This is a genomic window from Pseudomonas sp. VE 267-6A (assembly GCF_024126555.1).
Lineage (GTDB): Bacteria > Pseudomonadota > Gammaproteobacteria > Pseudomonadales > Pseudomonadaceae > Aquipseudomonas > Aquipseudomonas palmensis.
On record NZ_JAMYBY010000006.1, the window covers coordinates 119,972 to 132,687 of the forward strand.

Below are 12,716 nucleotides of genomic sequence, written 5' to 3' on the forward strand. Positions count from 1 at the left end.
CGACGGGCGCTGGAGTAAGCGATGGCACGCACCATTCTAATAAAAAACGCCGCTGACCCTTTGCAGGAGTCACGCCAGGCACGCATGAAACTGGTCCATGACGGGGAGTTGCCGCTGGGCATGTTGCGCGACGAGATCGATGCCTCGTGGCGGCGCAGCCTCGGCCATGGCCTGAGTTGCCTCGAAGGCGAGCGGCACGAGCTGGCCGCCCCGCAGCGCGGTGAACTCAAGCGCCTGCTGGAAAGCAACCGGCTGCTGATCGACGCCGCCACGCCGGAGCTGGAGTACCTGGTGTCGCGCCAGGGCAAGGGCGGCATCATCATCCTCGGCGACGCCCAGGCCAACGTGCTGGCCATCGAGGGCAACACCGAGCCACTGCGCCAGACCGGGTTGCGCGACCTGCACCCGGGCAGTTGCTGGAGCGAGTCGGTGCGCGGCACCAATGCCATCGGCACCGCCGTGGTGGAAGGGCGCCCCACGCTGATCAACTGCGGCGAACACTACCTGGACCGCCTGAGCCCGTTCTCCTGCACCTCGGTACCGCTGCGCGACCCGCGCGGCGAGATCATCGGGGTGCTCGACCTGACCCGCGAAGGCGTCATGGCCCAGCCCCAGGACAACCTCTCGACCCTGCTGCTGGCGGCCGGCAACATCGAAAGCCGCATGTTCGGCCTGTGCTACCCCGAGCAACTGGTGGTGGCCTTCCACAACCGCCCACAGTACCTGGGCAGCGCCTGGCACGGCCTGCTTGCCCTGAGCCTGGACGGCGAGGTGCTGGCGGCCAACGACCAGGCCTGCGCCTTGCTGCAGGTATCGCGCGCCGCCCTGGTGGGGCGCAGCTGCAGCGACCTGATCGGCGAACGCTCCAGCGCCTTCATCAGCCGGGTATGGCAGGGCGGCATCAGCAGCGTGCAGACCGCCAAGGGCGAGTTCTACTTCCGCTCCCAGCACCTGCCGCGCCAGCCCGTGATTGCCGCGACACCTGCACCCGCTGCCCCGGTGGCCGCGCAGAAGAGCGTCGACCTCGAGGCCCTGGCCGGGCGCGACAGCAGCCTTGCGCGCACCTTGCGCATGGCCCTGCAGGGCCTGAAGAACGAACTGCCGGTGCTGCTGCTGGGCGAAACCGGCACCGGCAAGGAAGTGGTAGCGCGCGCCCTGCACCAGGCCAGCCTGCGTGCCGGCAAGCCGTTCGTGGCGGTCAACTGTGCGGCCATACCCGAGGGGCTGATCGAGTCCGAACTGTTCGGCTACCGCGAAGGGGCCTTCACCGGCTCGCGCCGTGGCGGCATGGTCGGGCGCCTGATGCAGGCCCACGGCGGCACCCTGTTTCTCGACGAGGTGGGTGACATGCCGCTGGCCCTGCAGGCACGCCTGCTGCGGGTATTGCAGGAGCGCCGGGTGGCGCCGCTGGGCGCCGGCGAAGAGCAGGACATCGACGTGGCGGTGATCTGCGCCACCCACCGCGACCTCAAGCGCCACGTGCTCGAGCAGCAGTTTCGCGAAGACCTCTACTACCGCATCAACGGCGTGAGCCTGCGCCTGCCGGCACTGCGCGAGCGCGACGACCTGGGCACCCTGATCGACAGCCTGCTGCACAAGTTCGGCGCCCACGGCGTGCGCCTGAGCAAGGAGCTGGCCGCGTTGCTGAACAACTATGACTGGCCCGGCAACATCCGCCAGCTGGAGATGGTGCTGCGCTCGGCTGTGGCCATGCGCGAGCCGGGCGAGCCACTGCTGGGCCTGGAACACCTGACCGACTGCCTGCTTGAAGACCTCAGGGGCAGCACCCAGCAGCCGGGCAGCATCCGCGAAAACGAGGAGGAGCTGATCCGTGGCGCCCTGGCGCGTCATCACGGCAACATCACCGCGGCAGCCGATGCCCTGGGCATCAGCCGCGCCACGCTGTACCGCAAGATCAAGCAGCTGCGCAGTTGAACCGCCTGGGCCGAGTGCTGCTGCGCCTGGTCAATACCGACGACCCGCAGCTGATGCGCCGGGCGCTGGCCTGGCTGTACGGCTTCGTGCGGCCCCACGGGCGGGCGATCGGCGTGCTGCTGGGGTTGTCGCTGGGCGCCTCGCTGCTGGTGCTGGCCCAGCCCTGGCTGGTCAAGACCCTGATCGACGAGGGCCTGCTGGCCAAGGACTTCGAGGTGCTGTGGCACATGGCGGCGATCATGGTTGGCGTGGGGCTGGCGAGCACCGTGCTGTCGGGGGTCAACCGCTACCTGCACACGCGCCTGTCGGGGCGCATCCTGTTCGCCCTGCGCGACGACCTGTATGGCCACCTGCAGCAGCTGTCGCCCAGCTTCTACGGGCGCAAGCGGCTGGGCGACATCCTTTCGCGGCTCGATGGCGACGTCGCGGAAATCCAGCGTTTTGCGGTGGATTCGCTGTTTTCGGCGGTTTCCAGCCTGATCGGCCTGGTGGGCGCGGTGAGCCTGATGCTGATGCTGTCGTGGCAGCTGACCCTGCTGCTGGCGGTGCTGATTCCCATCGAGGTGCTGTGGCTGCGCTGGATGCGGCGCAAGGTGGAGCGCGAGGTGCGCCAGCTGCGCGAACGCTCGGCCGATGTCTCGTCGTTTCTGGTCGAGACCCTGCCGGCGATGAAGTTCATCCAGGCTGCGGGCCAGCAGCAGCGCGAAGCCGGGCGCCTGGGGCGACTGGGCCAGGGCTACATGGGGCAACTGCTCAAGGTGCAGGTGACCGAGTTCCTGACCCAGGCGGTGCCGGGCACCCTGACCTCGCTGTGCCGCGCCGCGGCGTTTCTGGTGGGCGGCTACTGGGTGATCCAGGGCGCCTGGCAACTGGGCGCGCTGATTGCCTTTTCCACTTATCTGGGCATGGCGGTGGGGCCGGTGCAGAGCCTGTTGGGCCTGTACGTGGCAGTTCAGCGCATGGCCGTGAGCCTGGGCCGGGTGATGGAGTTGCAGCAGGAGCCGGTCAGCGTGACCCAGCCGGCCGCGCCGCAGCCGATGCGTGACGGCGGCGGCGAGCTGCGCCTTGAAGGAGTGTGCTTTGCCCATGAGCAGCGTCGTGGCGCGGTGCTGCAGGATGCCCGGGTGTGCATCGGCGCCGGGCTCAAGGTTGCCATCAGCGGCGCTTCGGGGGTTGGCAAGTCGACCCTGATCGACCTGCTGCAACGCTTCTACGACCCGGACCAGGGGCGCATCCTGCTCGACGGCCAGGACCTGCGCGACCTCGATCTGCTGGCACTGCGCCGGCGCATTGCGGTGGTCAGCCAGGACATCGTGCTGTTTCGCGGCACCCTGGCGCAGAACCTGGCCTACTGCCGGCCCGACGCGAGCCGTGCAGAACTGGAACAGGTGGTGGGCCTGGCGCGCCTGGACAGCCTAGTGCACAGCCTGCCCCTGGGCCTGGACGGGCCGCTGGGTGAACGTGGGCAGCAGTTGTCCGGTGGGCAGAAGCAACGCATCGCGATTGCCCGCGCCCTGTTGCAGCAGCCATCGATCCTGGTGCTCGACGAAGCCACCTCGGCGGTCGACGAGGCCACCGAGCGCGAGGTGATCGCGGCCATCGACCAGCTGTTCGCCGGGCGCACGCGCATCCTGATCAGCCACCGGCCGTCCACCCTGGACGGCGCGGACCTTCACCTGCACCTCGAGGACGGGCAACTGCGCTGTGTACAGCCGCAGCCCGTGCGGCATGGGCACTAGCCTGCGTGTCGGGGTGATCGACAGCGGGTGCTCGGCGCATCAGGCCGGGCCTATCGCCGATGGCCGGCGTTTCTGGCTGGAGCACGGCGAGTTGCGCGAGGGGCAGGTGCAGGCCGATGTCCTGGGGCATGGCAGCCGGGTACTCGACTGCCTGCTGGCCCAGGGCGGCGCCGGCGAGGTGCTGGTGGCGCAGGTGTTCGACCGCCACTGGCAGACCTCGGCATTGCAGGTGGCGGCGGCGCTGCTGTGGCTGGTGGAGCAGGGCGCGATGCTGGTCAACCTGAGCCTGGGCCTGCAGCAGGACCGCAATGTACTGCGTGCGGCCTGCGCCGTGGCCGTCGAGGCCGGGGTGCTGCTGTGCGCATCGAGCCCGGCGCGCGGTGCGCCGGTGTACCCGGCGCTTTATCCGGGGGTGATTCGGGTAACCGGCGATGCCCGCTGCGCGCCGGGCCAATGGTCGTGGCTCGACACGCCCCAGGCCGATTTCGGCGCTGCGGTCGATCCGGCCAGCGGCGTGGCGGGGGCGAGCCTGGCCAGTGCGGCGCTGTGCGGCCAGGTGCGCGCACTGTTGACGGCGCAGCCGAACGCGGGTCGCGAACAGGTACTGGCCTATCTGCGCCAACAGGCCGCCTTCATTGGTGCAGAACGCCGTGGCGGCGTGCATGGCTGAGCCGCGCATCCTGATACTGGGCGCCGGGCCCGCGGGCGCGGCGTGCGCCATGGGGTTGCAGCGCCTGGGCTACCCGGTCGAGATGGTGTGTGACTGGCGCCGTTTCGAGGCGGTGGAGGGTGTGTCCCAACGGGTGCTCGACGGCCTGCGCCATGCCGGCCTTGGCAGCGCACTGGAACAGGCAGCCATGCCCGCGCGCCGCCAAGTGCACTGGAACGGCCAGCAGCAATGGCTGAACCAGGAATGCCTGCTGGACCGCCGCCGTTTCGATGCCGCCCTGCGCGATGACCTGCGCCGGGCCGGCGTGGGCTTGATCGAAGCACGGGTGAGCAAGCTGCACAGCACGGCGCACGCGCACCAGGTGCAGCTTAGCGATGGCCGGGTGCTGCATGCCGATTTTCTGGTGGAGGCACGCGGGCGCCAGGCCCCGTTGACGGCGAGCCGCCTGCGCGGCCCCGAAAGCGTCAGCCTGCTCAGTGTGTGGCAGGGCGCGCCGGCCGAGCCGGTGTCGGCGGTGCAGAGCCTGGCCGACGGCTGGGCCTGGATGGCGCGCCTGGCCGATGGCCGCTGCTATTGGCAGATCAGCCTGGACAGCAGCGCCGGCGGTCTGCCGGGCAAGGCGCACCTGCCTGAGTACTGTGCCCGGCGTCGGGGCGAATCGGCACTGGTGGCCGAGGTATTCGGCGCGGCGGCCGGGCAGGCGGTGCCGGTGCATGCGCGCAGCAGCACGGCGATCCTGGCAGGCGCATGCGCGGGGCACAACTGGCTGCGCATCGGCGACGCCGCCATGGCGGTGGACCCGCTGTCGGGCAACGGCATCTTCCAGTCGCTGTCCTCGGCCCTGCAGGCGCCCGCAGTGATCAACACCCTGCTGCGCCGCCCCGGGCAGCAGGCGCTGGCCCTGCGCTTTCATCAGGAACGTATCGAGCAGCTGTTCCTGCGCTTCGCCCGCATCGGCCGGGATTTCTATGCCCAGGAGGCAGACAAGGCCGGGCAAGCGTTCTGGGGCCCGCGCCAGGTGTGGCCTGATGCGCAACCACTGCACCTGCCCGGGGACTTCCGCCAATGGCAGGTGCAGCAGCGCCCGGTGGTGAGCCACGGCTTCATCGAACAGGCCGAGGTGGTGGTGGGGCCCGACCAGCCGCTGGGTATCTGGCACCTCGACGGCGTGCCGCTGGCCCCGTTGGTACGCGGGGTTCAGACCGGTCAGCCATTGCAGTGGCTGCTGCACGGCAGGCCGGCGCCGGAACAGGCCAGGCTGCGCGGCTGGCTGGCCGCGCAGGGGTATCCAGTGTGACACCTCAGAAAAAGGTGCCCACCAGCAGTTGCAGGTAGGTGCTGGTGTCGCTGCTGCCCAGCTGCAGGCCGCCGTTGTCGGCACTGCGATCAGGCTTGTAGAAACCCAGCAGCGGGCTGATCAGCAGGTGCTCGTTGACCATCCACTCCACGTACAGGTCCAGCTCGCGGCCACCCAGGTTGCCACGCGCCTTGTCCAGGGTATCGAAGTCGAAGTACAGCGCGCCAAGGGTCAGGTTCTCCCGTGGCGTGGCCTTGAGGCCCACGTGATGCACCTGGCTGTTGCTGTTGAACGGGCCGGCATAGTTGGCCGCGACCTCGCCCTGGAACCAGGTGCCGTAGCCGCGGCTGGCCCCGTAGAACAGCGGGTCGAAGGCATTCGAGAAGCGGCTGTAGCGGTAGGTGGCGGTCGGGCTCCAGGGCACCTCGGAGAAGGTCCAGGCGCCTTCCAGGTACCAGGCGTTCTCGCGCCCGCTGCGCTTGTCCTGGGTCACGTATTCGGCGGCCACCTCCAGGTCCTTGACCCCCAGGCTGCCGCGCCCGCGCAGGCTGACAGTATCCATGCCATCGCGCTCCTGCAGGCCCAGGATCGACGCATAGCGCCGGTCGACATCCAGGCCGCGAATCCATGAAATGCCCAGGGTGCCGGCTTCGCCCACCTGTTCGAGGTTGGCGATGGCAAGCTCGGTATCGGCCTGGTAATGGTTGTCCGACTTCAGCCACATCAGGTCGCCGCGCAGGCCCTCGCTGCCGCCCAGGCGCAGTACGGCCGTGCGGTCGAAGGCCTTGCGCGCGGCCAGGTAATAGGCGCCTCCGCGGTTGAAGTTCGCGCCCAGGTCGACCTTGCCAAGGTTGACCGGATCACCCTGGATCAGAAAGCCGTCGCCCAGGGTCAGCGTCTGGCGGCCGGCGGAAACATCCACGCCGTCCTTGCCCAGCGCCGGGAACAGGTCGCCGGAGCGCCAGCCCAGGTAGGCATCCTCGACGCCGGTGCGCCGTTCGCTGCCCAGGGTCAGGCCGGCGGCGTCGCCGTCGCCCCAGGTACCGGAGCTGACCAGATTGAACGCGCCGTAGGCCGTGCCCGCAGCGCCCAGTGCCTGGCTCGCACTCAGCCCATACTTGATATAGCCCTCGCGCCAGGCACTGCTGCCGGGCTGACGGCTGCCGCCCACCGCGTAGCTTTCGTCACTGTGAAATACGCCGAACAGGGCCTCGAGGTCGGCGTTCAGCACGCGGCCCTCGTTGTTGTACAGCTCGTGGGCCTGGGCGCTGCAGGCCATGAGGGCAAGCGTCAGCGCCAAGGGCGTGCGGGCGGCTCGAATCATCGGTGTGCTCCTTTCTTGTTGTTATCGAAGGTGTGCAGCGAGCTGCACCGGCCCAAGCAACTACTGCGCCATGCCTGCACGACGCGTGCAACCCGATGAAATGTCGGCGATTTGTCTCCCAGCCCGGCGAGATCGAGGCGGGCCGTACTGTCTCAGCCGCCCATCGACTGTCTCAGAACGGCACACACGCACGCACTCCCAGGATGCCTTGAAACCGGCCAAGCTGCTGTTCTGGCAGGTGAAACCTGGCCTGGCGCAGTACTTGTATGGCCGCTTGCACAACAACAAGAAGGAGTGGGCGTCGTGAGCGATCTGCGATGGGATACGTGCTGGCCACCGGCCCTGGGGCTGCTGCTGTGCTGCGCGCTGCTGTGGTGGCTGCCCCAGGTGGGCAACCTGCTGCTGGTGCTGATTGCCGGGCTGGTGGTACTGGGCGCCGTGCGCGCCCGGCTGCGCCAGATACTCTGGCGGCTGGCGCTGGTGGGGCTGTGTGCGGCGTGCCTGAGCCTGGTGATGCACCTGCTGGCCGACCATTTCCAGCTGCGCTACATCTGGCTGTACAGCAGCGCCACGCTGCCGGCCTACCTCAAGGTCGCCAACCTGTGGGGCGGCGATGAAGGCACCGTGCTGCTGCTGGCTACCCTGTGCATGGGCATCGGCGTGCGCAATGCTGCGCTGCCGGGCTGGGCCGGGCGCGCCAATGCGCTGGTGGCGGCCTGGTACACCCTCACTGCCGCCGGGTTGGGGCCGTTCACGGCAACGCCGGCCGACTGGCTGGCGGCCCAGGCGAGCCAGGGCATGAACGCACACCTGCAGACGATCTGGATGGCGTTTCACGCGCCGCTGATTATCGCCGCCTATGCCTGGGCCATCGCCCCGGCCGGTGCTGCGCTGGATGCACTGGCACGTACCGGCGACGCCTACGGTGCGCTGGCATGTACCTACGGCAGGCGCGCCTGGCTGGTACTGACCGCCGGCATCGGCATGGGCATGGTGTGGGCGCTCGAAGACTTCACCTTCGGCCAGCTATGGCACTGGGACCCGGTGCAGACAGCCGCCTTCGCGGTGTGGGCGATGCTCGGCGCGGTACTGCACGGGGCACGGCGCTGGCGGCCGCAGGGCCGCCACTGGCGCGCGCTGCCGCTGTTCAGCCTGCTGACTGCCGCGCTGGCCTGCATCGCCATGTCGGTGACGCGCAGCGAGGTGCTGGCCAGTTCACACCGCTATATCGGTACCACTTCATGGCTGGGGCACCTGGCGCTGGCGGGGGGCATCCTCGGCCTGATGCTGTGGTTTGCCTGGCGAGCGTTCAGGCGGCCGGCGGCGAAGGCCCGCCCAGTGCGCCGGTCGGCTTCGGACTGGGGGCTGGACCTGTCGATGTGGCTGTTCGCCGTGGCCGCGTTGCTGGCGGTGGGCCAACTGCTCGGCGCTCATGTCGGTCAGTGGCTGGCGCTGGAGAAGGCCTCGGAGCTCAAGCCGTTCTTCGAGACCCTGGCCGTGTGGGCCAGTGCCGAGGAGCTGGCCGGTCTGCGCCGGGCCTTCGATCACTGGGACGTGGACGGCCATGCCCTGGGCAAGTGGCTGATGCCCGTCATCGGCTTGCTCGGGCTGCTCGGCGGGTGGGTGTTCCTGCGGCGCAGCCTGCCGGCGCGCTATGCCGGCCTGATTACCCTGGGCATGGCGCTGTGGGTAGCGCTGACGGCCTGGCGCGGTGCCTGGCTGACCTCGCGCTACACCGGCGAAGGGGTGCTGTCCCAGCGCATCGTGCAGGTGCTGCCGTGGCTGGACGCGGCCCTGCTGGCCGGAATGTTCCTGCTGCTGGCGTGCCTGGCCTGGGGCATGCGGGTACTGTGGCGCAGCCGCCGGCTCGGCACCCTGCGTCATACGGCGCCGTTGGCGCTGATTCACGGTGGGGCGATGGTGGCGCTGGCCGGTGGCCTGCTGGCCACGGCACTCAATACCTACATGCCCATCAATATTGCCCCGGCTTCATCACCGCAGGCGTGGCACCGGGTGGCCGATCAGTTGCAGGTGCGCGTGCTACCGGTAAGCAGCCAGCAGAACTTCTCGGGCTACCAGGCGGTGGCGCAGGTGCAGTTGCGCAGCGACGACCAGGTCATCGCCGGGCACGCGCTATTCCAGGACCGGCGCGCATTGCCGCCGGCCTATCAGGGCCCGGTGCGACAGCTGTGCGAAATCCTCGACTACCGTTATGCACGCCATGTGGGCGACCCGGGCTATGTGCTGCACCCCTTCATCGTGCGCGGCTGGGCCCAGGACCTGCAGGTATGGGTACCGGCCTCGCCACGCCTGATGACGGCCGCCGGCACGCTGGACGGTGGCGACGCGATCCAGGGGGTGATCGTGGTACGGCGCTATCCGTTCGTGTCGCTGGTGTGGCTGGGGTTGCTGGCGATGGTGCTGGGTATGCTGGTGCTGCCGGGCCAGGCTCACCCGGCCAGGCAGTGGTCTCAGCTGTCTCAGAGTTAGACAGTCATCGCGAAATTGCACGCCCGGGCAGCGCTTGAATCAATGTTGTTTATCAGGAGTATCCAGTAACTATTTGTTAAACAAGGAATTGATTTTGTTGGCATGCACTCTGCTTGGTGTGAGTCAGATGTGCAGTACAGCCCCTCGCCGGGCGCGGACGATTTATAAAAACAATACCGTGGAGGCCTGACCTTGAAGACAACACGACTCCGGCATTACCTGAGTGCCGGCACCCTGGCCATGCTGGCCTGTGCTGTTCTGCCCCCCGCCGTGGCCGAAGATGGCAAGGCGATTCTCAATGCCAAGTGCATGGCCTGCCATACCCCCGAGGGCAACGACGCCCTGAGCCGCATCAGCCACCAGCGCAAGACCCCCGAAGGCTGGCTGATGAGCATTGCGCGCATGCAGTTGATGTACGGCGTGAAGATCAGCGATGAAGACCGTCGCTCGGTGGTCAAGTACCTGGCCGACAGGCAGGGGCTGGCACCCAGCGAGACCGATGGCATGCGCTACGCGATGGAGCGGCGCCTGAACACCGTGGAGAAGTTCGACGAACCCCTCAACCAGATGTGTGCCCGCTGTCACTCCGGCGCGCGGGTGGCGCTGCAGCGTCGGCCGCTGCAGGAATGGGAACGCCTGGTGGAGTTCCACCTGGGGCGCTGGCCGTCGCTGGAATACCAGATGATGTCCCGCGACCGCGACTGGCTGGGGCTGGCGCGCAACGAAGTGGCGCCCCAGCTGGCCAAGGACTACCCGCTTGAGAGTCAGGCCTGGAGCGACTGGCAGAAGAGCAAGCCGGGCGCCGACGCACTGCCGGGGCAGTGGAGCTTCAGCGGCCACATGATGACCAGGGGCGATGTGCGCGGCGTGATGAGCGTGACCCACGACAGCGGCGACACCTTCAACATCGAGGTCAAGGGTCAGTATGCCGACGGCACGCCGTTCAATGGCAGCGGCTCGGCCATCGTATACAACGGCTACGAATGGCGCGGCAACCTGAAGATCGGCGATGTGCGCATGCATCAGGTATTCGCGGCCCTGAACGGCGAGATGAAAGGGCGCATGTTCGAGACCGAGCACGACGAGCGCGGCCTGGACTTCAGCGCGGCCAGGCAGGACAGCCCTCGCCTGCTGGCGGTACAGCCGGCGTTCATCCGCGCCGGCAACGAGGCCGAGCTGACCCTGGTGGGCAGCGGCCTGTCCGGCACCCCGGACCTGGGCGCAGGCGTTGAGGTGGTCAAGGTGCTGGAAAGCACCCCGCAGCTGTTGCGGGTCAAGGTCAAGGCGGCAGCCGATGCCGCGCCGGGGCTGCGCAACGTGGCCCTGGGTGCGCTCAGGGGCGTGGACCTTGCGGTGTACACCGAGGTCGCCGAGGTCAAGGTGGTGCCGGCGTATTCGGTGGCGCGCATCGGCGAGAACGGCGGCACCACGCCCAAGGTGCAGGGCCGCTTCGAGGCCGAGGCGTGGGGCAAGGGTGCCGATGGCCAGCCTTACCGCATCGGCTACCTGCCGGCCAAATGGACGGTGGAGCCGTTCAACGAGCAGGCCAGGGACGACGAGGACGTGAAGTTCGCCGGCACCATGCAGCGCGACGGGGTGTTCCTGCCTGCCGGCGCCGGGCCGAACCCGCAGCGCAGGATGATGGCCAACAACGTCGGCAACCTGAAGGTGATCGCCCAGCTGGAGGAGGGTGGCCTGCAAGGCGAAGGGCATCTGATCGTCACGGTGCAGCGCTGGAACAGCCCGCCGCTGCCCTGACCGCGAAGGCGGTGGGCGAGCGCGTCTCGCCCGGCTTTGCCACGACGAATCGTCACATTTGCGGAGGTCACCATGGGTGCATTATTGAATCTGGTCGAACGCAACCTGCACGAAGTGCGGGTGGACGACGACCGCATGCTGTTCCACATCCCCAGCAGCTCGCTGTTCGCCACCGATGACGTTACCGGCGGCATCATCGACGCCCTGCGCGTGCAGAGCTGCACCAGCGAAGACCTGGTGCTGCGTCTGGCCGGACGCTTCGCCGGGCAGGACGTCAACGAGACCCTGCGCGAGCTGATCGCGCTGGAAGTGGTCAACGACGGCTCGCCGCTGACCCCGGAGCTGGGCATCAGCCGGGTCGAGCGCACAGCGCTCAACACCGTGGTGCTGAACGTCAACACCGGCTGCAACCTCAGTTGCACCTACTGCTACAAGGAAGACCTGGACAAACCCTCGGCCGGCAAGAAGATGGGCGCCGACACCGCCGAGGCCTCGGTGGAGATGCTGCTGCGCGAGTCGCCCGACGAAGAGCGCTACAGCGTGGTGTTCTTCGGCGGCGAGCCGTTGTCCAACCGCCCGCTGATCGAGCACATGGTCAACTACTGCGAGCGCCGCTTTGCCGAGGCCGGCAAGCAGGTGGAATTCATCATGACCACCAACGCCACGCTGCTCACCGAAGAGATCGTCGACTACCTCAATGCCCATCGCTTCGGGCTGTCGGTGAGCATCGACGGGCCCAAGACCGTGCACGACCGCAACCGCATCACGGTGGGCGGGCAGGGCACCTACGACGTGGTGCGGCGCAAGGTCGACCTGCTGCTGTCGCGCTACCGCAGCCGCCCGGTGGGCGCGCGGGTGACGCTGACCCGTGGCATCACCGACGTGGAGACCATCTGGAACCACCTGTTCAACGAGCTGGGCTTTGCCGAGGTCGGCTTTGCGCCGGTCACCTCGGGCGACATGTCCGACTTCAACCTCACCGGCGACGAACTGGTGGAGGTGTTCGCCAACATGAAGGCCCTGGGCAGGCGCTACCTGGAGGCGGCGCTGGAGCACCGCAACATCGGTTTTTCCAACCTGCACCAGCTGATCACCGACATCCACGAAGGCCACAAGAAGGCGCTGCCCTGTGGGGCCGGGCTGAAAATGCTGGCGGTCGACCACAAGGGCGAGCTCAACCTGTGCCACCGTTTCACCGGCTCCAGCCTGCCGACCTTCGGCAACGTGCACGGCGAGGTCAAGCAGGCCGAGCTCAACGACTTCCTGTCCCAGCGCCTGGACCGCAGCGGTACCGGCTGCGACACCTGCCACATTCGCAACCTGTGTTCCGGCGGCTGCTACCACGAAAGCTACGCCCGCTATGGCGACCCTACCCATCCCACCTACCACTACTGCGAACTGATGCGCGACTGGGTGGACTTCGGCATCGAGGTCTACAGCCGCATCATGGCCGCCAACCCGGCCTTCATCAGCAGTTACATCACCCCTCGGAAGGCGCACTGA

8 protein-coding genes are annotated in these 12,716 nt (G+C 68.1%); 7 read left to right on the forward strand and 1 reads right to left on the reverse strand.

The window, feature by feature from the left end; translation table 11 throughout:
• Positions 1-21: 21 nt before the first annotated feature.
• From NJH59_RS08665 to NJH59_RS08680, 4 genes are read left to right on the forward strand one after another with little or no spacing between them, the layout of a single operon-like run.
• Positions 22-1,935 (forward strand): sigma-54-dependent Fis family transcriptional regulator, encoded by a 1,914-nt coding sequence (locus NJH59_RS08665; RefSeq protein WP_253086650.1) that lies wholly within the window; start codon positions 22-24, stop codon positions 1,933-1,935.
• A 5-nt stretch (positions 1,936-1,940) separates the two neighbouring features.
• Complete coding sequence (locus tag NJH59_RS08670; RefSeq protein WP_253086706.1) at positions 1,941-3,674, forward strand: ABC transporter ATP-binding protein; 1,734 nt, start codon at positions 1,941-1,943, stop codon at positions 3,672-3,674.
• On the forward strand, positions 3,664-4,344 hold the full coding sequence (locus NJH59_RS08675) for a peptidase S8 and S53 subtilisin kexin sedolisin (protein WP_253086651.1): 681 nt from the start codon (positions 3,664-3,666) through the stop codon (positions 4,342-4,344). The genes NJH59_RS08670 and NJH59_RS08675 overlap by 11 nt, the downstream gene beginning before the upstream one ends.
• A complete protein-coding gene (locus tag NJH59_RS08680; protein WP_253086652.1) occupies positions 4,337-5,641 on the forward strand; it encodes a tryptophan 7-halogenase in 1,305 nt (434 codons plus the stop codon). The genes NJH59_RS08675 and NJH59_RS08680 overlap by 8 nt, the downstream gene beginning before the upstream one ends.
• A 4-nt stretch (positions 5,642-5,645) precedes the next feature.
• Here the strand turns inward: NJH59_RS08680 and NJH59_RS08685 are convergent, their stop codons facing one another.
• Entirely contained in the window at positions 5,646-6,965 is a 1,320-nt protein-coding gene (locus NJH59_RS08685; protein ID WP_253086653.1) for an alginate export family protein, read from the reverse strand.
• 303 nt (positions 6,966-7,268) lie between these two features.
• On the opposite strand from NJH59_RS08685, the gene ccsA reads away from it, so the two are divergent.
• The 3 genes from ccsA to peaB all read left to right on the forward strand — a co-directional run bounded on the left by ccsA (position 7,269) and on the right by peaB (position 12,716).
• Positions 7,269-9,455, forward strand: a complete 2,187-nt coding sequence (ccsA, locus tag NJH59_RS08690; protein WP_253086654.1) for a cytochrome c biogenesis protein CcsA — start codon at positions 7,269-7,271, stop codon at positions 9,453-9,455.
• Between the two features lie 240 nt (positions 9,456-9,695).
• Positions 9,696-11,213, forward strand: a complete 1,518-nt coding sequence (peaA, locus tag NJH59_RS08695) for a quinohemoprotein amine dehydrogenase subunit alpha (protein ID WP_253086707.1) — start codon at positions 9,696-9,698, stop codon at positions 11,211-11,213.
• A gap of 72 nt (positions 11,214-11,285) precedes the next feature.
• A complete protein-coding gene (gene peaB, locus NJH59_RS08700) occupies positions 11,286-12,716 on the forward strand; it encodes a quinohemoprotein amine dehydrogenase maturation protein (RefSeq protein ID WP_104572474.1) in 1,431 nt (476 codons plus the stop codon).